19 protein-coding genes are annotated in these 23,928 nt (G+C 71.7%); 15 read left to right on the forward strand and 4 right to left on the reverse strand.

Annotated features, from left to right (window positions below; translation table 11 throughout):
• Positions 1-26 precede the first annotated feature (26 nt).
• From NOD94_RS06200 to NOD94_RS06210, 3 genes are all read left to right on the forward strand, one after another.
• Positions 27-701, forward strand: a complete 675-nt coding sequence (locus tag NOD94_RS06200) for a hypothetical protein (RefSeq protein WP_281204692.1) — start codon at positions 27-29, stop codon at positions 699-701.
• Between the two features lie 126 nt (positions 702-827).
• On the forward strand, positions 828-1,151 hold the full coding sequence (cutA, locus tag NOD94_RS06205; protein ID WP_281204693.1) for a divalent-cation tolerance protein CutA: 324 nt from the start codon (positions 828-830) through the stop codon (positions 1,149-1,151).
• A 262-nt stretch (positions 1,152-1,413) separates the two neighbouring features.
• On the forward strand, positions 1,414-2,148 hold the full coding sequence (locus tag NOD94_RS06210) for an NPP1 family protein (RefSeq protein WP_281204694.1): 735 nt from the start codon (positions 1,414-1,416) through the stop codon (positions 2,146-2,148).
• A gap of 141 nt (positions 2,149-2,289) precedes the next feature.
• Here NOD94_RS06210 and NOD94_RS06215 read toward each other — a convergent pair whose 3' ends face one another.
• Together NOD94_RS06215 and NOD94_RS06220 are read right to left on the reverse strand one after the other, a co-directional pair.
• Positions 2,290-2,793 (reverse strand): cupin domain-containing protein, encoded by a 504-nt coding sequence (locus NOD94_RS06215; RefSeq protein WP_281204695.1) that lies wholly within the window; start codon positions 2,791-2,793, stop codon positions 2,290-2,292.
• 149 nt (positions 2,794-2,942) lie between these two features.
• The gene (locus tag NOD94_RS06220) at positions 2,943-4,079 is read right to left on the reverse strand and encodes a glutamate--cysteine ligase (RefSeq protein ID WP_281204696.1); all 1,137 of its coding nucleotides are present in this window, start codon (positions 4,077-4,079) and stop codon (positions 2,943-2,945) included.
• 468 nt (positions 4,080-4,547) lie between these two features.
• Between NOD94_RS06220 and NOD94_RS06225 the strand changes: the two genes are divergently transcribed.
• From NOD94_RS06225 to NOD94_RS06265, 9 genes are all read left to right on the forward strand, one after another.
• Positions 4,548-5,774: an MFS transporter gene (locus NOD94_RS06225; protein WP_281204697.1), complete on the forward strand. Its 1,227-nt coding sequence runs from the start codon at positions 4,548-4,550 to the stop codon at positions 5,772-5,774.
• A 262-nt stretch (positions 5,775-6,036) separates the two neighbouring features.
• Positions 6,037-9,876 (forward strand): amino acid adenylation domain-containing protein, encoded by a 3,840-nt coding sequence (locus NOD94_RS06230; protein WP_281204698.1) that lies wholly within the window; start codon positions 6,037-6,039, stop codon positions 9,874-9,876.
• Positions 9,873-11,153, forward strand: a complete 1,281-nt coding sequence (locus NOD94_RS06235; RefSeq protein ID WP_281204699.1) for an ATP-grasp domain-containing protein — start codon at positions 9,873-9,875, stop codon at positions 11,151-11,153. Before NOD94_RS06230 ends, NOD94_RS06235 begins: the two co-directional genes overlap by 4 nt.
• Complete coding sequence (locus NOD94_RS06240) at positions 11,150-12,127, forward strand: peptidase (protein WP_281204700.1); 978 nt, start codon at positions 11,150-11,152, stop codon at positions 12,125-12,127. Before NOD94_RS06235 ends, NOD94_RS06240 begins: the two co-directional genes overlap by 4 nt.
• Positions 12,128-12,163: 36 nt before the next feature.
• A complete protein-coding gene (gene asnB, locus NOD94_RS06245; RefSeq protein WP_281204701.1) occupies positions 12,164-13,963 on the forward strand; it encodes an asparagine synthase (glutamine-hydrolyzing) in 1,800 nt (599 codons plus the stop codon).
• 9 nt (positions 13,964-13,972) lie between these two features.
• Entirely contained in the window at positions 13,973-14,794 is an 822-nt protein-coding gene (locus NOD94_RS06250) for a hypothetical protein (RefSeq protein ID WP_281204702.1), read from the forward strand.
• Between the two features lie 10 nt (positions 14,795-14,804).
• Complete coding sequence (locus tag NOD94_RS06255) at positions 14,805-15,719, forward strand: aminotransferase class IV (RefSeq protein ID WP_281204703.1); 915 nt, start codon at positions 14,805-14,807, stop codon at positions 15,717-15,719.
• Entirely contained in the window at positions 15,707-16,657 is a 951-nt protein-coding gene (locus NOD94_RS06260; protein WP_281204704.1) for an AEC family transporter, read from the forward strand. Before NOD94_RS06255 ends, NOD94_RS06260 begins: the two co-directional genes overlap by 13 nt.
• 76 nt (positions 16,658-16,733) lie before the next feature.
• Positions 16,734-17,696 carry a TauD/TfdA family dioxygenase gene (locus NOD94_RS06265; protein WP_281204705.1) on the forward strand — a complete coding sequence of 321 codons (963 nt, stop codon included), beginning with the start codon at positions 16,734-16,736 and terminating at the stop codon, positions 17,694-17,696.
• Between the two features lie 20 nt (positions 17,697-17,716).
• Here the strand turns inward: NOD94_RS06265 and NOD94_RS06270 are convergent, their stop codons facing one another.
• Together NOD94_RS06270 and NOD94_RS06275 are read right to left on the reverse strand one after the other, a co-directional pair.
• Positions 17,717-18,808: a PP2C family protein-serine/threonine phosphatase gene (locus NOD94_RS06270; protein WP_281204706.1), complete on the reverse strand. Its 1,092-nt coding sequence runs from the start codon at positions 18,806-18,808 to the stop codon at positions 17,717-17,719.
• Between the two features lie 138 nt (positions 18,809-18,946).
• Positions 18,947-19,609 (reverse strand): deoxynucleoside kinase, encoded by a 663-nt coding sequence (locus NOD94_RS06275; RefSeq protein ID WP_281204707.1) that lies wholly within the window; start codon positions 19,607-19,609, stop codon positions 18,947-18,949.
• Between the two features lie 420 nt (positions 19,610-20,029).
• On the opposite strand from NOD94_RS06275, the gene NOD94_RS06280 reads away from it, so the two are divergent.
• From NOD94_RS06280 to NOD94_RS06290, 3 genes are all read left to right on the forward strand, one after another.
• Entirely contained in the window at positions 20,030-20,239 is a 210-nt protein-coding gene (locus NOD94_RS06280; protein ID WP_281204708.1) for a DUF6243 family protein, read from the forward strand.
• Positions 20,240-20,609: 370 nt separating this feature from the next.
• Positions 20,610-21,872 (forward strand): MFS transporter, encoded by a 1,263-nt coding sequence (locus tag NOD94_RS06285; protein WP_281204709.1) that lies wholly within the window; start codon positions 20,610-20,612, stop codon positions 21,870-21,872.
• Positions 21,869-23,770 carry an alpha/beta fold hydrolase gene (locus tag NOD94_RS06290; RefSeq protein ID WP_281204710.1) on the forward strand — a complete coding sequence of 634 codons (1,902 nt, stop codon included), beginning with the start codon at positions 21,869-21,871 and terminating at the stop codon, positions 23,768-23,770. Before NOD94_RS06285 ends, NOD94_RS06290 begins: the two co-directional genes overlap by 4 nt.
• The last annotated feature ends 158 nt before the right edge of the window (positions 23,771-23,928 follow it).

The following is a 23,928-nucleotide window of genomic DNA, read 5'->3' on the forward strand; positions in this document are numbered from 1 at the left end:
GCCCGGTTGTCCTGAGGAGCAACGGTATGTCTGACTCGTCGATCCCGCCGTCCGCACGGCCCGAGCCGTCCGCGCAGCCCGACCCGGCCGGGAAGTCCGGGCCGGCCGCGCCGCCGGAGGACGGCGCGCCGGCCACCGGCCCCCGGCGGCGTGCGCCCCTGGGCCGGCTGGTGCCCCGGAGCAACGGCGCCCGATGGGCCGCGCTCGGCGTCGCGGTGGTGGTCGTCGGTGGGGGAGTGGCGGCCCTGGCGGTGGCCGAGCACCACCACGACCGGGCGGAACGGCCGCGCTTCGCCCGGATCGCGCCGGGCGTCGACGGCCCGGGGGAGCGTCGCGCCGAAGCCGCGCCCGGTCACGGCGGGCCGGGGGAACGCCGCGCCGCCGAAGCCCCGCCCGGTCGCGACGGCCAGGCGGGACCGAAGGAGCACAGAGCGCTCGGTGGCCCGGAGGGCCAGGGCGCACGAGGTGGCTCCGGCCGGACCGCCCCCGCGCCGCTGCCCTCCCTGCCCATCGGCGACGCGGCCGGCAAGGCCGCGGCGGCGGTGACCGGCGGCAAGGTGGAGAGCCTGCGCGTGGTCGCGCAGGACGGCGGCGGCAGCGCCTGGCTCGCCGTGGTCCTCGGCCCGGACGGAGTCCGACACGCCGTCACGGTGTCCGGCACGGACGGAACGGTCACCGGCAACACCCCTGTGGCCCGATAGGGCGTGGGTCGAGGACCCCGGTCACGGCCGGCGCGGACGGCTGCGACCGGGGTCGTCGGCAGCCCGCGACGGCCGGCCGCACGCGCGCTGGATAGGGTCGGCGGCACCCGACGGAGGAGGACCGCAGTGACGAGCATCGTCATCGCACAGACGACCGTGAACGACGAGGACAAGGCGTACGAGATCGCGCGGGGCGCGGTGGAGGCCCGCTTGGCGGCCGGCGCGCACGTGGACGCGCGGATGACGGCCTTCTACTGGTGGAAGGGCGCGGTGCAGCACGCGCGGGAATACCGGGTCTCGTACCAGACGACCGTGGAGAAGGTCGCGGAGCTGGAAGCGTGGGTGCGCGCGCGCCACCCGTACGAGGTGCCGCAGTGGATCGTGCTGTCCCCGGCGCAGGCCTCGGAGGACTACCTGGCCTGGGCGGTGGAGGAGACCGCTCCGCGGTAGCGGCGATCGGGTGGGCCCACCGGCCGCAGGCGCGGACCCGGCCGGGCAGGGCGGCGGGGCGGGCGATGCGCGGATGCGGAGAGCAACTCCATTCGACGCGGCGCAAGTTGGAGGGATCCGAACCCTTGCCGGTTGGGGTTCCTTCGCCAATGATGCTGCGGGCGTCCGGATTTCGGCACGGGCCGGACCCCGCACGCACACCCGCACCCGGCCGGCCAGGAGGCGTACCTTGCGGACGTACCGTCGTACGCGGAGATCGTTCGTGGTCGCCGGAGCGGCCCTCGCCCTCGTCATCGGGGTTTCCCAGCCGGCTTTCGCCGCGCCGCCGCCGGCCCTGCCCGTCAACGCCGACGCGATCGAGCTGACCTTCCAGCCGGCCTACGACTACGACACCGACGGCTGCTACCCGACACCCGCCATCAGCGCGACCGGAGTGCTCAACGGCGGACTCAACCCCACGGGCGCCCTCAACGGGAGCTGCCGGGACGCCTCGGACCTCGACAACACCAACGGCTACTCCCGATCGACCTGCAACAACGGTTGGTGCGCCGTGGTGTACGCGCTGTACTTCGAGAAGGACCAGGCGATACCCGGCATCAGCCTCGGCGGGCACCGTCACGACTGGGAACACGTGGTGGTGTGGATCCAGGGCAACGAGGCCAAGTACGTCGCGACTTCGGCCCACGGCGACTTCGTCGTCCACGCGCGGGAGCGGATCCGCTGGGACGGAACCCACCCCAAGATCGTCTACCACAAGGACGGCCTCGGCACCCACTGCTTCCGCGCGGCGAACACCAATGACGAACCGGCCGAGAACCACAGGAGGACCTGGCAGTTCCCGGCGCTCGTCGGGTGGAACGGCTATCCGCCCGGAGTGCGCGACACGTTGGGCCGGGCCGACTTCGGCAGCGCGCACTTCGGTCTGAAGGACGGCTCCTTCGCCTCCCACCTGGCCGAGGCCAAGCCGGCCGGCATCCCCTTCGATCCTTACCTCTAGATCCAACTCGCCGCCGACGCCCGCCACCGGCCGCCCCTGGTGTTCGTCCTCACGGCGGGCCGGGCGGGCGACGCGCCTGCGGTGCGTCAATCGCCCGAACGCCGGGCGAGAGTGCCGTCACCGCTGCCGTCACCGCTGCCGTCACCGCTCCGAAGGCGCCCGGCAGTAGCGGTGTACGAGTTCGGCGTGCTCGGGGAAGAGCCGCAGCATGTCACCGGTCCGGCCGAGGGTCATGTCGGCGTAGTCGAATCCGGGGGCGACGGCTTCGCTGATCAGGGCGTGGTCCCCGGCGGTGAGGTGGGACGCCTTCCAGACGCCCCCGGGCACCGCGAGGGTGAGGGACTGCCCCCGGCCCGGGTCCTGGCCGAGGACGGCGGTGGTGTGCCGGCCGTCCGGGTGGATCAGGTGGTAGGTGACCGGTTCGCCGTGGTGGTGGAAGTGCAGGATGTCGGACTCGTTGAGGTGCCAGTGCCCGACGGGTGACCAGTGGGTGAGCAGGTAGTGGATCGAGGTGAGGGTGTACCGCTCACCGCGGGGGGTCGGGGTCCGCGGGCGGTGGTCGGCCTGGAACGTGCGCCGGAAGTACCCTCCCTCCACGTGCTCCTCCAGGCCGAGGACGTTGATCCAGTCATGTGCGTCGGGCACGCGGCCTCCTTCGGTCGGTGGGCCTCCTCGACCGCGCCCGGCGGTGTGGGCCGAGGCCCGTCGAACGAACCCTACGGGGCGGGGCGACGGGAGCCCCGGCCCGTGACCGCCCCGGTGGTCGCGTGTGCGTTACCCCGGGCCCGACCGTCTCAGCCGGCGTCCCCCGTCGTGACGCGAGCGCAATGCCGTACCACCGCCGCCAGGCTGCCCCGCGAACGCAGTAGGGAGCGCTGGACGCGCGCCCCGTTGCCGCGTTCCAGGAGCTCGGCGATGCCCGCCCGAACGAGTTCGTCGTCGCCGAGGTCGACCAGTGCGTCGCGCACGTGCTGGTGGAGGGCCTCGACCACGGCCTCCGGCGCGGCCTCGCGCATGGTCTCCGGGTGGAGCAGGGGCCCGTCGAGTCCGGACCGGCCGGCCCGCCAGGAGGCCAGCCGCAGCAGGCCGGTGCTGATCCTCGCGGGAGGGTCCCCGGCCCGCCAGGCCCGGGCGGCGGTCTCCACCAGTGCCCGGGACAGCGCGGCCAGGAGGACCGGGGTCCCGGCATGCAGGGCGACGTCCGCGACCCTGATCTCCACGGTCGGGTACGAGGCCGACAGCCGGGCGTCGAAGTAGATCATCGCGGTGTCGCGGAGGACACCCGTCCCGACCATGGCGCCCACCTCCTCGTGATAGCGGTCCGCCGAGCCGAACACGTCCACCGGACCCGCGGACGGCAGTCGGTTCCACACCCGGCTGCGGTAGCTCGCGTAGAGGCTGTCCTCGCCCTGCCAGAACGGCGAGTTCGCGCTCATCGCGGTGAGGACGGGCAGCCACGGCCGGATGCGGTCCAGGACGGCGACCCCCTCCTCGTCCGACTCCACCGACACGTGCACGTGGCAGCCGCAGGTCAGTTGCTCCTGCGCCGTCAACCCGAACTGGCGCTCCACCCATTCGTACCGGGGGCCGGTACTGATGGACGGACGTACGGCCAGCGGCGACGTGCCGACCGCCACGACGACCGCACCGGCCGTGGCGGCGTGCCGCGCCGCCTCGGCGCGCCGGCGGACGATCTCCTCCTGGAGCTCGCGCATCTCCGTCACCGGTTTGGTGGCGAACTCGACCTGCTCCTTCTGGAGCTCCGCCTCGAAGGCGTGGCCCTCCGCGCCGTCCCCGTGCGTACCGCCCTTCCCACCGGCGGGCGCGCACGCGCGGTCCGCGGCCGCCAGCACCGCCCCCGAGAGGGCCATGGCCTCACCGCTGTCGGCGTCGACCAGAAGCAGTTCCTCTTCCACACCTACGCTGCGCATACGACCGCCTGTCTCGTCATGGACCGAACCGATCTCCGCCTGCCCCGCTCACGGCCCCGTATACCCGGGAGGCGCCCTTCGGTTCGTCGGGCCGTCCACGGTCGGTCACGAGTGCGTCGGCGGCTCCACCGCCGCCCCGCCCACCGCTGCCGGGTCCGCCCATTACTACCGGCGAGTAGTTCGGACGTTCGCGACATTGCTCCGGATGATTTCACCAAGAATTTACTGCCCTCGCGGGGCGGTATTGGTGTGTGACGAGCGCCACAGGTTATTCCCTGGACGGGCCGCGTCGGCACTGTCTCTAATAGGTCTTCGTGTCCGGCCGACGATCTTGGCCGGGCATCTACGGGGGAAATTCCCGAATCTTGTCGTTGGCAATGGTGCTGAACGAGAGGTCGGAGCGGTGTCAGTGATCCTGACGGTCGAGAAATGGTCCGGACAATTCAATCCGAGTGACGCGGTACGGCAATGCTGAACCAGTTGCTCCCGAAGCGCGGCCCTGCCCGCACACTCACCGGCATCACGCTGGTGCACACCTTGGGCCAAGGCCTGTGGATGGCCTTGAACGCCATCTACGCCACGTCCGTCCTGAAGCTCTCACCAGGCCAGTTCGGCATCGGGGTCGGCGTCGCCGCGGGCATCGCGCTGGCATTGAGCACCCCCAGTGGCCACCTGGCCGACCGGATCGGCCCCCGGGCGGTGCAGATCTGGTCCTTCCTCGCCCTCGGACCGCTCACCGCGGGGCTCCTGCTCGTCGACGGTTTCGGCCAGTACCTGCTGGTGCTGTCCCTGCAGGCCGTCGCGTACAGCGCCAGCCGCAGCGCCCGGATGGCCATGGTCGCCGGACTGGTCCCGCCCGAGGACCGGGTCTCCGTCCGCGCCTACCTACGGGCCACCAGCAACGTCAGCGTCTCCGCCGGAGCGGCGCTCGCGGGTCTGGCGCTCGTGGTCGACACGCCCGCCGCCTACCGGGCCGCCGTCGTACTCAACGCCGGCACGTACCTGGTCACCGGCTTGCTCACGCTGCTGCTCCCGGCCGTGCCGCCGCAGCCGGCGAGGCCCGGGCCCGCCCTGGTGGTCCTGCGCGACCGGCCCTTCCTCACCTTCGTCGTGCTGGACGGCCTGCTCTCCATGCACAACCTGCTGCTGGACGTGGTCCTCCCGCTCTGGGTGCTCCACCACACCGGTGCGCCCCGCTGGATGATCGCCGTCATCCTCATCACCAACACCGTCGCCGTCGTCCTGCTCCAGGTCAGGGCCGCGCGCGGAACCGACGAACCGGCCGCCGCGGCACGCGCGGCCCGGGCCGGCTCGCTCTGCCTCGGCGTCGCCTGTGCGATCTTCGCCCTCACCGAGGGCGCCTCCGCGGCCGTCGCCTGCGCCCTCCTGGTCGCCGGTGCGCTGGCCCACGTACTCGGTGAGATCCGGCAGTCGGCCGGCAGCTGGGGCATGTCCTTCGGCCTCGCGCCCGAGCACGCCCAAGGGCAGTACCAGGGCACGGCCGCGATGGGCGCCGACCTCGGCAAGATGATCGCGCCCGCCCTGCTCACCTGGCTGGCCATCGAGCACGGCGCCGTCGGGTGGCTGGTCATGGCCGTCGGGTTCGCCGCGGTCGGCGCCCTGATGCCGCCGGTGGCGCGCTGGGCCGACCGGAGCAGACATTCCGTGCGCACGCGCGAACCCTCCACCCCGTAATTCCTCCCACTTCTCCGGCCATTCGCCTTCCTTTCGTCCGGCCACCTCGAAATTCAGCCATCCGCCATTTCGCCATTCTGTCATTCCGTGTTGCGTGCGCCTGCCCGGGCCCCGGGTTCCGTCGGCGTGCGCGCATTCCAGAAGGCCTGCGCGCCCCACCGGAACGCTTTCCCGCGCACCGCACCGTCCGGGAAATCCGGTTCGCCCTGCCCGCAGACCTGAAAAGCGCCATCGAACGAGGGGAATCACGTCCGTGGGCGAAATGCCTGCCGTCACATACGCCGCGCCCGAGGAGACGACGAACGCCGCTCCGGCCCTCCAGCTACCCGTTCGGGACACCGGCGGCGGCGAATCGGAGTCACCGGTCACGCACTCCTGGACCGACCGCGCCTTCCAGCCGTTGAGCGAGTTCGTCGGGGCGAGGGGACTTGAGGCCGCCGACCTGTTCAACGCTGCCTTCACCGTGCTGCTGCACCGCTACAGCGGCCAGAACGACCTCGTCCTCGCCCGCGCCGGCGGACCGGCGGACCCCGACCGGGTCCACCCCGTCGCCGTCCGTTCCCGGATCGGCGACGACGTCACCTTCGTCACCCTGACGGCCGCGCTCTCCGCCCGCTACCGCGCCGCGGCCCGCGACCCCGAGCACGCCGACGTACCCGCCGACCTCGGCACCGGACTGCGCGCGGGCTTCGTCAGCCGCGACACCCGGGCCAGGGCCGCCGCGGCGGGCCCGCGCCCCGACGGCCTCGACCTCCTCCTGGAGGTCGAACACGCCCCCGACGGCATCCGCTTCGCCCTGACCTACGACGGAGCCCTGTTCACCGAGGCGTTCGTCTCCCGCATGGCCGCCAACTACCGGACCCTCCTGCTCGACGCCTGCCGTCGCCCCACGGCTCCCGTGGGCGACCTGGCCGTGCTTTCCGAGGAGGAGACCCGGCACCTGCTCACGGACCTCGGCGGCACCGCCCGCACCCACCTCCACGACACCACGCTCCACGCGCACGTCGAGGCCCAGGCGGCCCGCACCCCGCAGGCCCCGGCCGTGGAGTGGCGGGGCACCACCCTGACCTACCGGGAGCTCGACGAGCAGGCCAACCGGATCGCCCGCGCCCTCCTGGCCCACGGCATCGCCCCCGGCTCGCGCGTCGGCGTCTGCGTCACCCGCACCCACCGCACCGTCTGCCTCCTCCTCGCCGTCCACAAGGCCGGCTGTGCCTACGTCCCCCTGGACCCGGCCTACCCCGCGGACCGGCTCAGCGGCATCGCCGCGACCGCCGACATGGCCGCCGTGGTCCTGGAGGACGCACCCGGCGCCGCGGCCTGGCTCGACGCGGTGCCCGCGACCGCTCTGCCCTGGCACGAACTGTGGGAGAAGGCCGGCGCCGAACGCCCCGACCCGCCGGAGATCGACGTCGACCCGGCCGCCACCACCCACCTGATCTACACCTCCGGCTCGACAGGCCTGCCCAAGGGCGTCGTCATCAGCCACCGCAACGTGGCCGCGCTGCTCGCCTGGGTACGCGACACCTACCGGCCCGCGGAACTGGCCCGGGTGCTCTTCGCCACCTCCCTCAACTTCGACCTCTCGGTGTTCGAGCTGTGGGCCCCGCTCACCACCGGCGGCAGTGTCGTCGTCGTCGACAACGTCCTCGCCCTCACCGAGGACGAAAGCCTGCGCCCGAGCCTGGTCAACACCGTGCCCAGCGCCCTGAACGTACTGCTCCAGCGGTCGGCCGTACCCGCCTGCACCACGGTCCTCAACGTGGCCGGTGAACCCCTCGCGAAGGAACTCGTCAACGCCGCCTTCGCGTCCACCGGCGTCGAACGGCTCTACAACCTTTACGGGCCGTCCGAGGACACCACGTACTCCACCTGGAAGTGCTTCACCGGCCCCGTCACCGACAGCCCGACCATCGGCGTACCCGTCCACAACACGGTGGCCCACCTGCTCGACGCACGCGGACACCTGGTGCCCCGGGGCGTCGTCGGCGAACTCCACCTCGGCGGTGACGGCCTCGCCGGCGGCTACATCAACGACCCCGAGCGCACCGCCGCCGTGTTCGTCCCCGCCCCGCCGCACCTGCCGTCCGGCACCCTCTACCGCACCGGCGACCTGGCCTGCTGGACCGAGGACGGCGAACTGCGGTTCATGGGCCGCAAGGACAATCAGGTCAAGGTCCGCGGCTTCCGCGTCGAACTCGGCGAGATCGAGTCCGTGCTCCGCGAGGTCGTCGGCCTCAAGGACGTCGCGGCCCTCGCCGTCCGCGCGGACGACGACACCCGGCTGGTCTGCTGGGTCGGCCTCGAAGGCGCCGACGTTCCCGTCGACGCGATGGCCGACCACCTGCGCCGCAAGCTCCCGCACTACATGCAGCCCGCCAGGATCCTGGTCGAGGAGCGGCTCCCGCAACTGCCCAACGGCAAGGTCGACCGCAAGGCCCTCGCCGCCCGCGACGTCGACTGGAGCGCCTCCGACGGCGACGACCGCGCCTTCACCACCGACGACCCCGACGAGGCCCCAGTCGCCGCCGTCTGGACCGACCTGCTCGGCGTCGCCCGACTCGGCCCCGACCGCGACTTCTTCTCCGTCGGCGGACACTCGCTGCTGGCCAACCTGCTCGCCGCCCGGCTCGGCGACGCCGCCGGCCGCACCGTCGGCGTCGCCGAGATCTACGAGCACCGCACCCTGACGGCCCAGGCCCGGCTGCTGCGCCGCAAGCGCGAACAGGCACCCGCCGCCACCGCCGAGGCGGGAGCCGACGGCAGGTCGGCCGCCGTCGCCGAGGCCCTCCACACGTCCGGCCGCGGCCACGGCGTCCCCGGAGCGGCCGCCGCCGTGTACATCGACGGCACCCTCCGGTTCGTCCACCACGGCGTCGACGACATCGAGACCGGCGCCCCCCGCGGCGAGGCCTCCCGCCAGCGCGTCACCTGCATCACCAAGCCGATGCTGGCCTTCACCGCGCTGCGCCTCGTCGACCGCGGCCTGGTCGGCCTCGACGAGTCCCTCACCACCTTGCTGCCGCACGCGTTCCGGCGCGGCGGCGGCCGCACCGTCGACGTGACACTGCGTCAACTCCTTTCGCACACGAGCGGCATCGACGACTCCTACGAGGTCTGGCACGACACCGACCTCCCCGACCTCGACCGCTACCTCGACACCTTCGCCGGGTACGGACAGCTCTTCGAACCGGGCGAGGTCTTCGCGTACTCCGCCTGCGGCACCTCCATCGTCGCCGCGCTCATCGAGAGGCTCCTCGGCATCCCCTGGCGCCGCGCCGTCAACGAGCTCATGTTGACCCCACTCGGCATCAAGGAGATCCCCGAGACCTTCACCGAGGGCGGCCACTACGGGGACACCGTCTCCGCCGGCTACCTGTGGAGCGAGGGCGAACAGCGCTACGTCCGCCACGACCCGCCGCCCCAGACCATCGCCGACGACGCGGCCGGGTCCTTCTCCGTCTGCCTCACCCTGGACGACCTCGCGAAGATCGCCCTCCTCGCCCTCCACGACGGCGTCGCCCCCGGCGGGGAGCGCCTGCTCTCCGCCGACCTCGCCGAACAGATGCGCACCCCGCAGATCGACGTCCCCGGACACCACTTCATGCACGCCTGGGGCCTGGGCTGGCTGATGTTCGGACCGACCGCCTTCGGCTTCAACTCCAACGGCAGCGGCCACCACAACTTCATCCAGATCTTCCCCGAGCAGCGCACCTTCCTGATCCTCCTGGCCAACGCCTACCCCGCCTTCGGCCTGTACGAGGACCTCCTGCGCGCCCTGACCGGCGAGGGCCTCATCCGCACCGGCCGTCCCTTCGACATGGACCTCGACGCCTGCGCCGGCCAGTACGACTCCGACGGCTACCGGCTGAACGTCGTGCGGGGCCGCGAGCACCTCGGCTACGAGTACTCCGAGCGCGGCCGCGACGGGAAGTGGCATCGCCTCGACGAGGGCGACCTCGTCCTCTCCGGCGCCGGCGGCTTCAGCTCCATGTCGAGGAAGAACGTCCTCGCCGGCTCCATCTCCTTCATCCCCGCACCAGGAACCCGCCTCCCGGCATACGTGCGGATCGGCCAGCGGTTCGCCAGGAAGGTCCGATGACAACGCCCCGCGAAACCCGCAAACACGTCCTGTTCGTCACCTGGAAGACCGGCAACGCACCCGCGTTCGAGGCGGCCAAACGGCTCGGCCACGAGGTCACCCTCATCCGCTCGCTGCGCATGGAGAAGTCCCAGAACATCGACTTCGACGCCTCGCCCTACGGCGCGTTCGTCGACTCCGTGCACGTCCTCGACGACGCCACCGAGTACGAGGCCCTGCGCGCCTGCGTCCTCGACGTCCACCGCCGTCGGCCCGTCGACGGGTTCGTCGCCACCGTCGACGCGCTCGTCGTGCCGGTCGCCGAGATCGCCGAGGAGATCGGCGTCCCCTTCACCGCCGCACGCGGCGCCCGGACGGCCAAACTGAAGCACCACTGCCGCGAGGCCCTCGCCGCCGCGGGCGTCGACACCACCCGGCACACCGTCGTCACCGACTTCGACGGTGCCGCCGCCTTCGCCGCCGCCACCGGGTACCCCGTCGTCGTCAAACCCGCCCGCGGCTCCGCGAGCGAGGGCGCCCACGTCGTCCCCGACGAGAGGGCACTGCGCGAGGTCCTGGACCGGGCCACCACCGACGACGCCACCTACGAGGCGGGCATCCTCGTCGAGGAGTACCTGACCGGCCGCTTCGTCTCCGCCGAGATCGGACTCTCGCACGGCCGCTTCCTGCGACTGGCCGTCAGCGAACGCTCCACCTGGCACCGCCACGAGGCCCTGGAGACCGGCACGACCATCCCCGCCGCCATCGGCACCGACGACCACGCGGCCGTCATGGACTTCGCCGAGGCCGTCGTCGGCGCCCTGGACCTGCGCCTCGGAATCTTCCACGTCGAGATCATGCTGGGCGCCGACGGTCGCCCCCGGCTCATCGAACTCAACCCGCGCGTCATGGGCTCCTGCCTCCCGAACCTCTACCGGCTCGCCGGCGGCGGGGACATCTTCGAACTGCTGGTCCGCGTCCACCTCGACGAGGAGGTGGAGCCCCGCACCCCCACCTTCACCCGGTACGCGACCGTCCGCTGGTTCGGCGCCGCGGACCCGGCCCCCCGCCCCGACCGCGTGCCACCCCTGGACTGGGCCGCCGCCGAGTACGGGGACTCCCTGCACGCGCTGACCGTCCGCTTCCCGGACGGCGACGTGCTGCCCGCCTGCCGGGGCAACCTCGGCAACTTCGGCGAGGTACAGGTGGTCCACGCCGACCACACGACATCGATCAAGATCGCTGAGCGGATCGTCGGACGGACGGCTGACCTGCTCGGCATCGAGGTGACGGGATGACGATGACGACGCCCACCACGGCCCCTGCCGCGGCCCCCGCGCAGACCACGCCCACCCGGCCCTTCTTCGCCGAGACCCGGGCGCAGCTCGCCGGCCTGGGACTGCCCGACGCCGACCCGGCCGCCACCGAGAGCTCGGGGAAGACCTTCGCCGACGGCTGCCACTTCCGCGTCGAGGTGCCCACCGTCAACTCCGTGCAGGCCGCCGAGACGCTCCTGTCGCAGAGCCGCCGCCGGGGCTTCACCATCAACCGCATCACCGAGACCCGCGGCATGTACCGCCACACCGCCCGGGAGATCGGCGAGTACGTCGCCCTGGGCAGGGAGTACGGGGCCGAGATCCTGATGTCGGTCGGCCCCCGCGCCAGCTACGACACCGGGGGCAGCGTCCAGACCCCCGAGGGCGTCAGGATCGGCTACCGGCTGCGCGGCCAGGAGCAGATGGTCCGGGCCGTCGAGGACGTCAAACGCGGTCTCGAACTCGGCGTGCGCGGCTTCGTCGTCTACGACGAAGGCCTGCTGTGGGTGCTGAACCGGTTGCGCACCGCCGGAGAACTCCCCGCGGACATCCACCTCAAGGTCTCCGCCCACTGCGGCCACGGCAACGCGGCCTCCGCGCAGATGCTGGAAATGCTCGGCGCCGACAGCTTCAACCCCGTCCGCGACCTGACCCTGCCCATGATCGCGGCGCTGCGCCAGGCGGTGACCATCCCGCTCGACTGCCACGTGGACAACCCCCGGATGTCCGGTGGTTTCGTCCGCACCTACGAGGCCCCCGAGTTCGTCCGCGTCGCCGCCCCGATCTACCTCAAGACCGGCAACAGCGCACTGGAGGGGCACGGCGTCAGCCCCAGCCTCAACCAGCTCGACGACATCCTCCGCCAGGTCGAGATCGTCACCGAGTTCCTCGGCCGCCACCACCCCGAGGCCCGCCAGAGCCCGTCCGGCCACCACCTGACACCCGTCGGCCCCTGAGCCCGGCCGGTCAGCACACAGACAGAGGTCAACAGCATGTGCCGCATCTACGGCCACTTCGGTGGGGAGCCCGTCGACCGCGACGTCCTGCGCGCCGTCGCACGGGCGATGCACCACGGCGGTCCCGACGACCGGACCGTCCACACCGCCGACACCTGGGCGCTGGGCAACAACCGCCTCGCCGTCCAGGGCATCGAGCACGGACGACAGCCCTTCGTCCTGGGCGACATGACGTGCGTGTTCAACGGAGAGATCTACAACCACCGCGAACTGCGCGCCGAACTCGTCGCCGCCGGCCACACCTTCGAGGGCGACTGCGACGGAGACGTCCTGCTGCCCCTGTACGAACGCCACGGGGACGCCTTCGTCTCCCGCCTCGAAGGCATGTTCGCGATCGCCGTCGTCGACCGCCGCGCCGAGCCCTGCCTGAAGCTCTTCAACGACCACGCCGGCATGAAGTCCCTGTTCTACTACCTCTCCGCCGACGGCCGACGGCTCTGCTTCGCCTCGGAACTCCAGGCCCTGTCCCGGTTCCCCGACTTCCCCGACGCCCTCGACCCCCTCGCCATCGACCGCTACCTCGGCGGCAGGGCCGTCTGGGGCCCGGACACCGTCCACACCAAGGTCCGCACCATGGTCCCGGGCACGACACTGCGCTTCGCCGACGGACGCCTCACCCTCGGTCGGACCCCGCTGTCGCCCGCCGACCCCGAGTGGCCGGACGCGGGACCCGACCTCGGCGCGGCCGCCGAGCTCCTCGACGTGACGCTGCGTCACGAACTCACCCGCATGCTCGACGCGGACGTGCCCGTCTGCGTCATCACCAGCGGCGGACTCGACTCCAGCTACACATCGGCGATCGCCGCCGGCATCGTCCCCGACCTGGCCTCCTTCAACGTCGCCTACCGGGGCGACTGGCCGGCCGACGAACGCCACTTCGCCGAGGAGGCGGCCCGCCACAGCGGCACCCGCCACCACCAGGTCCTGCTCGACCCCGCGGACTTCCCCGCCCTCGTCGACCGCTTCGTCCGCCACCTGGACCAGCCGAACAACGCCCCGCACAGCCTCAGCACCTTCGCCCTTTTCGAAGCCATCCACGAGGCCGGGTTCAAGGTCGCCCTCACCGGCGACGGCGCCGACGAACTCTTCGGCGGCTACGCCCGCTTCGTCAAGGCCGCGCGGGACGACTCCGCGACCTGGCACCGCGGCTACCAGGACACCATGGCCGCCATCGGCACCAGCACCCTCCAGCGCCTCTACACCCCCGCCTACCGGGCCCACCTCGCGGCGAACGGCGGTCTCTTCGGCGACCGCACCGGCGACGAACTCGACCGCCGGGTCCGCTCGGGAGAGCTCGACAAGCTGGAAACGCTCCTGCGCTACGACCAGTTCGAACGCTTCCCGTACTACATCCTGCGCCGCGTCGACCACCTGAGCATGGCCCACTCCGTGGAAGCCAGGATCCCCTTCCTCCAACCGTCCGTGATGCGCCTCGCCCACGCCCTGCCCACCGCGCTCAAGGTCGTCGGCGACACCGTCAAGGCTCCGGTCTCCGAAGCCGCCCGCCGCTGGGTGCCCAGGAGCGTCATCGATCGGCCCAAGCAGCCCTTCACCCTTCCCATCGCGGCGATGATCAAGCCCGGCGAGGCGCTGCACGAGCTGATCGGCGACACCCTCCTCGCCCCCGGCGCCCGCTACCGCGACCACGTCCGTCAGGACGTCGTCCACGACCTGTTCCGCATGCAGTCCGAGAACCCGGGCGCGCACACCGCGGAAGTCCTCTGGTCCTTGCTGATGCTCGAAACCTGGCTGTCCGCCAGGAACCTCACCCCGTAGGAGACAGACATGTCACAGTCCACCCCGCCCATCCGCTCGCTGCTCGCCGGCGTCACCAAGGACGACATCCGCCGCGACCCGTTCCCCCACATCGTGATCAGCGACGCGCTGCCCCAGCCCCTGTACGACGCGCTGGCCGCCTCCATGCCCGACGTCGAGTACATCGGCACGCGGATCGGCAAGGAGATCACGTCGAACGAGCGCTACAACTACATGTCCGAACACATCCTCCAGGACGAGGCGACGGCCCAGGTGTGGAAGGACTTCGTGACCTACCACGCGTCGCCCGAGTTCTACGCCCAGTTCCTCGACCTGTTCCAGGACGACCTGCTCGCCAACCTGCCCGACGCCGAGAAGCAGTGCGGCCCCCTGCGCGACCTGCGCGTCGGCCGCCGCAACCGGGACGGCTTCGACACGCACGACATCCTCATGGACTGCACCGCCGTCATCAATTCGGCCGTGACCGGCCGGCCCTCCGCCTACCGCGGCCCCCACGTGGACAAGCCCTACAAGCTGTTCGGCGGACTCTTCTACATGCGCCTCGCCGAGGACGACGCCATCGGCGGCGACCTCGTCCTCTACAAGTACCGTGAGGGCGCCCACAAGTTCACCACCAGCGCCTCCGAGTACGGCGACAACCGGTTCGACATCGATCCGCAGTACGTCGAGGAGGTCGCCACCGTCCCGTACCGGAGCAACACGCTCGTGATGTACCCCATCAACCCGCTGGCCCTGCACGGTGTGTCGGTGCGCAGCCTCACACCGCACCAGCGGCGCTTCGTCGCCCTCGTCGGTGATCTCCAGAACCCGCTCTTCGACCTTGCGCTCTGAGGTGCCCCCCTTGCTTCCCTTCGACCAGCGAACCGGTCACATCTGGCTCGACGGCCGCCTCGTGGACTGGGCCGACGCCAAGCTCCACGTCCTCACGCACGGCCTGCACTACGCCAGCAGCGTCTTCGAGGGCGTACGCGTCTACGGCGGCGCCCCCTTCATGCTCCGCGAACACCTCGCCCGGCTGCGGACCTCGGCACGGATCCTCGACTTCGACCTCGAACACGACGAGGAGACCCTCCACCGGGCGACCCTCGACGTCGTCGCCAAGGCCGGCATCACCGAGGGCTACGTCCGCGTCAACGCCTGGCGCGGCTCCGAGGTCATCCAGACCGCCGCGCTGCGAACGTCCGTGCACACCTCCGTGGCCGCGTGGGAGATCCCGGCCGGCTACTACGCGGCGGCAGACGCCCTCCGCACGGGCATCTCCCTCGTCACCGCCGAGTACCGCAGGCCCTCCCCGCGCTACGCCCCGGTCAAGAGCAAGGCCGCCGGCAACTACATGATCGGCACGGTCAGCAAGAACCACGCCCTGCGGGCGGGCTTCGACGACGCGCTGCTCCTCGACGACGAGGACAACATCGTCGAGGCCACCGGCGCCCACGTCTTCTTCACCCGGGGCGGTACCCTCCACACCCCGACCACGCGGTGCACCATCGACGGCATCACCCGGGCCTGCGTCCTGGCGATCGCCGACCACGAGGGCATCCCGTACGAGATCGGCGACCTGGACGCCGGCTTCCCCGCCGAGGCCGACGGGGCCTTCATCTGCGGCACCGCCTGCGAGATCCTCCCGGTCGCCCGCATCGACGACCACCACTACGACCTGACCGGAAACGACGTGATCGGACGGCTCATCACCGGCTACCACGACCTGATCGCAGGCCGGAGCCCGGTGGAAGTGCCGAACGCATGGGGGCGGTAACCGCCCTGGAGAAGCTGCTGCCGGTGGTCCTGGCCTTCGGCTGCGGCGTCCTCCTCGCACGACGCAAGGTCGTACCGGCCGAGAGCTCCAAGGTCTTCGCCGACTACGCCTTCCTCTTCGCGGTGCCCTGCTACCTGTTCGGCAACATCTACGCGAGCGACCTGGCGGCCCTCTTCGACTGGCGGGCGATCGGCGGCTACGCGGCCACGGCCGCCTGCGCGGTGGTCGTGGTGGGCACCGCGGCCCGGTTGTTCGGCGTACTGGACCCCCGGGGCGTCGCCCTGCGCATCATGGCGGGCGTCCAGGTGAACACCGCGTACTTCGCCGTACCGGTGTTCATCATGCTCTTCGGGAACGCCGCGCCGATCTTCCCCGTGCTGTTGTTCCAGGTCTGCGTGCTGTCGCTCGTCGTCATCTCGATCATGGAGCTGGGGCGGCCTGAGCGCACCGGCGGGCCCGGCGCGCGCCTGGCCCGCGCCGTCGGCGCCTCGCTGGTGACGCCCGTCGTCCTCGCGTGCAACGCGGGGATCGTGCTGAACCTGCTGTCGGTGCGACTGCCGGAGGCGGTCCTGGACAGCTTCGCGTTCGTGGGCGACAGCGCCTCCCCGGTGGCCCTCTTCGCGCTCGGCCTGCACCTGGGCGGAGCCGGCCTCACCCTGCGGGGCACCACCCTGGAGGAGGTGTGGCTCGTCGGCTTCAAGTGCCTGGTCTTCCCGTTCATGGCGTGGGCGGTGTGCCGCTACGTCTTCGGCGTCGAGGGCGACTGGCTCGCCTACCTGGTGCTGATCGCCGCCATGCCGGCCCCGCAGAACCTGTTCATCTTCGCGCAGCGCTACGACGTCGACGTGGCCCTGTCCGCGGAACTGGTCGTCAAGAGTTCCCTGGCGTCGCTGCTCGTGCTGCCCCTGTGGGTGCAGTGGACCGTCCACTTCGGCTGAGGCCGCGACGGTCGCCCCCGCACCGCCATCCCGAACCCCTTACCCCTCACACCCATCCGAGAGGTGGATCCCAACCGTGACCCAGACAGCTCCGACCACCCGGATCACCGTCCGACAGATCGCCGGACACATAGGCGCCGAGATCTCCGGCGTGGACCTGCGGGAGGACCTCGACGACGCCACCGTCGCCGAGATCCGCCGGGCCGTGCTCACGCACCGCGTCGTCTTCTTCCGCGGTCAGCGGCTCGACCACGCCCGCCACGTGGCCTTCGGCCGCCGCTTCGGCGCCCTCACCCGCCGGCCGGGCAAGAAGCACGGCGTCTCGCCCGAGGGCTTCCCCGAGATCCTCACGGTGGACGCCAAGGCGGACGTCGAGCGCTACGGGAAGAACTTCGAGGAGCACTACCGGCGCAAGTGGGTCTCGCCGATCGCCGGCTGGCACAGCGACCTCACCCAGGCGGTCAACCCGCCGGACCTGTCCATCCTGCGCGCCGAGACCACCCCGCCCTTCGGCGGCGACACCCAGTGGACCAACACCGTCGCCGCCTACGAGGCCCTCTCGCCGCAACTGCGCGACCTCGTGGACTCCCTCAGGGCCGAGCACGCCTTCTTCACCGGCGTCCACCTGCGCCACTCCGACGCCCGCGACCGGGAGATCCTCGACATCTACTGCCAGGACCCCCAGGTCGCCGTCCACCCCGTGGTCCGCGTGCACCCCGAGACGGGGGAGAGGGCGCTGTTCGTCAGCCCCGGCTCCACCACCCGGATCGTCGGCTTCAGCGAGATCGAGAGCCGGCACCTGCTGGACCTGCTGTTCCAGCACATGACCGGCGCCGAGTACACCGTCCGCTTCCGGTGGGAGCCCGGCAGCATCGCCTTCTGGGACAACCGGAGCACCTGCCACTTCGCCCCCACCGACTTCGGCCACCTCGACGTCGACCGCGTCATGCACCGTGTCACCGTCCTCGGCGAGCCCGCGACCGGACCCGACGGGTTCACCTCGGAACTCGTGGCGGGCGACCGGCTGGAGGCCTGGTAGCCGTCCGCGGCGGGGGTGTCTCAGGGAAGCCCCAGCCGTACGGCGAGCGCGGCGACGTCGTCGTCGAGGCGCCCCCTGCTGTAGCGCAGGAGGTCCCGGTGCAGGGCCGAGAGGAGTTCGCCGGGCGGCGTCGTGGGCTGCCGGCCCATCCAGGCCGCCAACGGGAAGAACTCGCCGTCGCGGGCCCGGGCCTCGGCGATCCCGTCGGTGTAGAGGAGCAACAGGTCGCCGGAGGCGAATTCGAAGGTGTCCACGTTGTAGTGGTCGCCGATCAGCTCCGCGAGGCTGAGCAGCGGCGAGGGGGTCATCGACTCCAGGACACGGAGCCTCTTGTCGCCCAGCAGCAGTGGCGGGGGGTGGCCGCAGTTGAGGATGACGATGCGCTGTCCCTCGTGCGGGATCTCGGCGAGGAGGGCGGTGGCGAAGCGCTCCATCGGCTCGTCGGAGGGGAAGGCGGCGTTGTAGCGGGCGCTGCTGGCGTCCATCCTGCGTGCGATGTCGACCAGGTCGGCCTCGCCGTAGGCCGCCTCCCGGAAGGCGTTGACGATCGCGGCGGCCGCCCCCACCGCCGGTAGACCCTTGCCGCGCACGTCACCGATGAGCAGCCGGATGCCGAACGGCGTGTCGACCACCTCGTAGAAGTCCCCGCCGATGCGCGCCTCGGCCGCGGCCGCCAGGTACAGCGCCTCGATCTCGACGTTCCCGAAGCGGCGCGGCATGGGGCTGAGGACCACCTGCTGCGCCGCGTCGGCGACGAGCCGTACCTGAAGGAGGGTGCGCTCCCGCTTGAGCCGCAGATGGCTCCCGTACGCGGCGGCCACGGTGACCGCGATGATCCCGGCGGCCGTCCACCACGTCCCCAGGTCGGGGAAGACGAAGCCGAGGCCGATCATCAGGCAGAGGCACACCGTCCCGAGCAGGACGGTCGGCAGGACGGGCCACATGGCGGCCGCGAGGGCCGGCGCCGCCGGTAGGAGGCGACTGAAGGCCATCTCCGGCGGAGTGGCATAGGCCAGGCTCGCGATCACGACGGTCAAAATGATCGGCGACAGTCGTACGAGCGCCCCCCGGCCGTAACGCCGACGGAGCCGCGGCCGTCCAGACTCGATCACACACCCACCATAAGTGCGGGGTGGTGCCGCGTCCTCCGGTGGAGCCGGCGGGGCGCGGGCCGGAGACGGGGCCCGGCGCCATACGGCCGCGTCCCCGGCGTTCCGGGAACGTGCGTTCGATAATGTCGCCGTCGCGCCTCAGGCGGCCCGGCGGCCCGCCTCCAGGGCGTCCTTGACCTGCCGCGCCACGCGGGCCGCGTCCTCGGGGTTGTTCACGACGTCCGTACGGCTCATGTCCACGACGAGGACGTCGCTGGCCGAGTAGTGCTCGTGCACCCACTCGTCGTAGCCGGCCCACAGCGTCCGGTAGTACTCGACCAGGCCCGCGTCCTGCTCGAAATCACGGCCCCGCAGCCCGATGCGGTGCAGCACCGTCTCGAAGTCCGCCTTGAGGTAGACCATGAGGTCGGGTGCCTTGCGGTAGGGCAGGCCGTCGATCTCGCGCATCATCTCGTCGAGCAGTCCCTCGTACACCTGCATTTCGAGGGAGCTGATCCGACCAAGATCGTGATTGACCTTGGCGAAGTACCAGTCCTCGTAGATGGACCGGTCGAGGACGTTGTCGTCCTGCTTGTACGCCTCCTTGATCGAGGCGAACCGCGTCCGCAGGAAGTGGAGCTGGAGCAGGAAGGGGTACCGCTTCGCCTGGATCTCCTCGGGGCTCGCCGTGTAGAAGAGCGGGAGGATCGGGTTGTCTTCCACGCTCTCGTAGAAGACGTGGCTGCCGAGCTCCTTGGCGAGCAGCTCGGCCACGCTCGTCTTGCCGATCCCGATCATGCCTCCGACGCAGATCACTGGCATACCTCACTTCTCCCGGGGGGTCATCTGTTCGCCGGCGGGCGTGCGGACCGGGCACACCACACCACCAGGACGTATGCCTGCGGTCACTCGATTCCCCCAAGAGCCTCGTGACCTGCGTCGGGGGTCCGTCGTCCGGATCGACGAGTCGCCGTCCCGCGGCCGCCATGAATCATAAATGACGACTCGGCCAACACCGTCCGGAACCGACCCCGGACGCTCGCGGGAGGCCCGGCCGGTGCCGGGGCGGCGACACGGTTGGTGTCCGGGGGCGAGGGAACCGGGTAACGTCTTTGTCATGTTCTTCCAGAGGCCGATTTACGAGTGAGGGCGTGATGGGCCCCTGCTGACGTCCCTCGACGTCGCCGCCCGTCCCCCACCGATGAATCCGTAGATCACTTCACTTCGTTACCGGGAGAATCCGTGACCGTCAGCAAGAACATCAACAACCCCGTGGGTCAGGGCGGCGGCCAGCGCAAGCGGCTGTCCCGCGCCGAGCGGCAGAACAACGGCCCGCACCGCAACCTCGACCGCCGGGGCGCGGCCGACCAGAAGGCCGAGCTGGTGCGCAAGATGCGGGAGAAGGCGGCCGAGGGCGCCGGGCCGGCGGGCGACGACACCCCGCAGGGCTGACGCACCGCCGCCGCGGGGCGGCACCGCACGGGGCAGGGCCCGTACCGCGACGCGCGGTACGGGCCCTGCTGCCGTACCCGTACCCGTACCCGTACCCGGGCCCGTACCGGCCACGGTCCGCACGGGATCGTCCCGCCCGCCGGTCATTGCGGGACAAGCTTTAAGGCCGCCCCGGCCGTCGCCGGCCGGACGCGGCCCGGTACCCCGGAAAACCCTGTTCCTTGATCAAGAATTCCATTCGAACGCGGGTGTTGTGAGGGGTGTCTCCGTTCGATACGATCGCAACCCTCGGCGGCCGTACGTACCACAAATAAGTGGGGGGTATTGTGGGTTCGTTCGTGTCAGCAATACCCTCGGACCGGGAATCCTGATGGGAGAGGCCGAGGAGAAATTAGAACCCTCCGGCCCTTTATTACCCGAGGTTCAACACCGGTCCATTTCCCCGTTGCGCAGCCGGGATTTCCTGCTCTTCTGGACGGCGGGCGCCGTCGATGGCCTCGGCACCTGCGCGTCCTCCCTCTTCCTCCCGCTGATCCTGCTGGGCGCCGGACATTCGGCCGGGCTCGCCGGCCTCGTCGCGTCGGTGGCACTCGTCAGCGGACTGGTGGTCTCGCCGGTCGCGGGCGTGTTCGCCGACCGGTGGCCCCGCAAGCCCATGATGTACGCGGCGGCCCTGGTCGCCGCCTGCGCCATGGGATCGGTGTTCGTGACCGTCGCCCTCGGCCACGTCGTCCTCGTCCACGTACTCGTCGCCGCCGCGGTCGAGCAGGCCGCCAGTGCCACCTACGGGGCCGCGGCCTCCGGGACGATCCGGCGGCTGGTGCCGCCCGAGGGATACACCCGGGCCATCGGATACCTACAGGCCCGCGACCAGGCGGTGCAGATCGTCGGGCCGACGCTGGGCGGCGTCCTGTACCAACTGTCACGATGGGTGCCGCTCCTCGCGGACGCGGTCTCGTTCCTGCTGGTGGCGGTGCTGAGCAAGGCGATCCGCACCGACCTGACGCCCGACCGGGAGGGCCCGGTCGCGCCGTTCACCCGTGAGCTCGCCGAAGGGCTGCGCTTCGTGTGCGCCGAGCCCTTCCTGCGCTTCGTGGTGGTGTGGACCGCCGGGATCAACGCGCTCCTCGGCGCGCTGTACTTCCACGCGGTGTTCGCCTCCCACGCCCAGGGCGCCGGCCCCGCCGCGATCGGGCTCATTCTTACTTTGGCGGGCGTCGGTGGGCTGCTGGGCGCACTCGCCGCCCCGTGGCTGGTGCGGCGCGTCCCGGCCGCGCGGATCGTGACGGGCGCCTCGTGGGTCATGGTGCCGACGGCGGCCGGGCTCGCGTTCGCGTCGCGGACCTGGACCTACGGCCTGCTGCTGAGCGGGGTGTCGCTGATCGTGCCGTCCGTCGTGGTGGTACTCCAGACCCGGGCGGTGCTGGTCACCCCCGACCGGCTGCTCGCCCGGATGGGGACGGTACTGGGCACCGCCGGTCAGGGCGTCGCGGTGCTCGCCCCGGTGGCGGCGGGGGTGCTGGTGGCGGAGTACGGGGGACGCGCCGTGGCGTTGGGCTGCGCGGGAGCGTTCGCCGGGCTGGCCCTGTACGCGACCTCCAGAGCCCGTCTCGTCGTCGGGGAGGCGCTGTGACGCCGCCCCGGCCGACGGCGGCCACGCGCACGTACGGCGTCTACCGGCCCGTGCTGCCGGTGACCAGCCCCCGGAACCCGGACCGGATGGTCTACACGGGGGACGCCGAAGGCCGGTGCGAGATCTTCACGTGGGACCGCTCCAACCGCACCGGACGACAGCTGACGGACCGCCCGCACGGCACACTGCTGTGCGCCATCGACGAGGACGAGGCCGTCTGGTGGTTCGACGAGGACCCGGCCGGCAGCGGCGGCTGGCGCACCCAGGACTTCGACGGCGGCCCGGACCGTCCCGCGCTCGCCGGCGTGCCGAGCGGGCGGCCCGCCGGACTGGCGCTGGCCGCCGGGGGCCTGGTGGCCGTCGGCATCCGGACGCCCGAGGGACTCGGCGTCCACCTGGGGCGGCGGGGCGGCACCGCGGCATCCGTGCTGTGCGCGAAGGGCTCCGGGACGCTGTGCGACCTGGCACCGGACGGCGGGCTCCTGGCCGTGTCCGGACCCGCGCACTCCGACCGGGCCGTGACGCTGCTGACCCCGGACGGGACCACCGTCGCCGTGCTGTCCGGCACCACGGAACGCACCTGGGCGCTCGGCTTCGCACCCACGGGCGCGCCGTTGGCGGGTACACCGCCCTTACCCGGTCCCACACCGTTCCCCGACGCGCCTACGGCCCCCGGCCCGATGCCCTCGCCCGGCCCGGAACCGACGCCCGGCCGCACCCTGCTCCTGGTCCTGCGCGAGCGGGCCGGCCGCTACCACCTCGGCACCTGGGCCCCCGACCGGGGACTGGAGCTGCTGCCCTGGTGCTCGTTCGACACCGAGACCACCGCCCGCTGGTACCCCGGCCCGGGCCGCACCCGGATCCTGCTCCGACAGGACCGGCACGGCCGCAGCAGGCTGTTCACCGCCGATCTGGACCGCGGCGAACTGACCCCGGTGCCCACCCCGGAGGGCAGCATCCTGGACGCGGCACCCGCCGCCGACGGTGACGTGCACTTCATCTGGACCGACGCGGTGAACGTGCCGCGCGCGCTGTCGCTGTCGGGCACGCCCCTACCAGGGCAGAGCCGGTGGCGACTCCCGCGGTTCGGCCGGCGCCAGGACCTGTGGACCCCCGGCCCCGACGGGCCGGTGCACACACTGGTCACCACACCCGCCGACCGTCCCGCGCCACATCCCCTGGTCCTCCTCGTCCACGGCGGCCCGGCCGACCACGACCGCGACGCCTACGACCCCATGGTGCAGGCCCTCGTCGGATCGGGTTACGCCGTGGCGCGCGTCAACTACCGGGGCTCGACGGGCTACGGGCCGCGCTGGCGCTCCGCCTACACCGAGGGAGTCGGCCACACCCAGGTCGCCGACCTGGTGCGGGCCCGCGCCGAGCTGCTGGCCAGGGGCATCGGCCGTGAGGGGGCCGTGGGCCTGTGCGGCACGTCGTGGGGCGGCTACCTGACCCTGCTGGCCATGGGAACCCGTCCGGACCTCTGGGACGCCGGGGTGGCCGTCAAGCCGCTCGCCGACTGCGCCACGGCCTTCCGGCACTCCACGCCCGCCCTCCAGGCCCTCGACAGCAGGCTGTTCGGCGGCACCCCGGACGAGGTGCCCGACGCCTACACGCACGCCTCCCCGTCCACGTACGCGGCCGCCATCCGCTCCCCGCTGCTGGTCGTCGCCGCGCGGCGGGACGCCAAGTGTCCGCCGGAACAGGTCGAGGCGTACCTCGACGTCCTGCGCGCCGCCGGGGTGGCCCACGAGCTGATGTGGCTCGACTCCGGACACGACGGCTACGACGGCGCCGACCACCTGGCCGTGATCCGGCGGTCCCTCAGATTTCTCGGTCGCGGGCTGCCCTCGGCGCCCGCGCGGGCCGAGCCGTCCCCACACCCGGAGAGGAGGTGAACAGCATGCAGAAGGACATCATCCACGGCGACCCGCTGGAGGGCGACGAGGAGAGCCGCAAGCCGGGCGTCGGTGTCGTCGTCTACCTCCGCTCCGCGGAGGAGATGGAGGACGAGGACAAGTAGTCGAGCAGCACCGAGGGGCCGGCCACGCACCGA

The sequence above is a fragment of the Streptomyces sp. Isolate_45 genome (assembly GCF_024721315.2).
Classification (GTDB): Bacteria; Actinomycetota; Actinomycetes; order Streptomycetales; family Streptomycetaceae; genus Streptomyces.

Excerpts from the sequence above, each read along its gene's own strand:
- NOD94_RS06200 (WP_281204692.1), top strand. The coding sequence starts at position 27 with ATGTCTGACTCGTCGATCCCGCCGTCCGCACGGCCCGAGCCGTCCGCG.
- NOD94_RS06220 (WP_281204696.1), bottom strand. The coding sequence starts at position 4,079 with ATGCGCAGCGTAGGTGTGGAAGAGGAACTGCTTCTGGTCGACGCCGAC.
- NOD94_RS06225 (WP_281204697.1), top strand. The coding sequence starts at position 4,548 with ATGCTGAACCAGTTGCTCCCGAAGCGCGGCCCTGCCCGCACACTCACC.
- NOD94_RS06230 (WP_281204698.1), top strand. The coding sequence starts at position 6,037 with ATGCCTGCCGTCACATACGCCGCGCCCGAGGAGACGACGAACGCCGCT.
- NOD94_RS06235 (WP_281204699.1), top strand. The coding sequence starts at position 9,873 with ATGACAACGCCCCGCGAAACCCGCAAACACGTCCTGTTCGTCACCTGG.
- NOD94_RS06240 (WP_281204700.1), top strand. The coding sequence starts at position 11,150 with ATGACGATGACGACGCCCACCACGGCCCCTGCCGCGGCCCCCGCGCAG.
- asnB (WP_281204701.1), top strand. The coding sequence starts at position 12,164 with ATGTGCCGCATCTACGGCCACTTCGGTGGGGAGCCCGTCGACCGCGAC.
- NOD94_RS06250 (WP_281204702.1), top strand. The coding sequence starts at position 13,973 with ATGTCACAGTCCACCCCGCCCATCCGCTCGCTGCTCGCCGGCGTCACC.
- NOD94_RS06260 (WP_281204704.1), top strand. The coding sequence starts at position 15,707 with ATGGGGGCGGTAACCGCCCTGGAGAAGCTGCTGCCGGTGGTCCTGGCC.
- NOD94_RS06275 (WP_281204707.1), bottom strand. The coding sequence starts at position 19,609 with ATGCCAGTGATCTGCGTCGGAGGCATGATCGGGATCGGCAAGACGAGC.
- NOD94_RS06285 (WP_281204709.1), top strand. The coding sequence starts at position 20,610 with ATGGGAGAGGCCGAGGAGAAATTAGAACCCTCCGGCCCTTTATTACCC.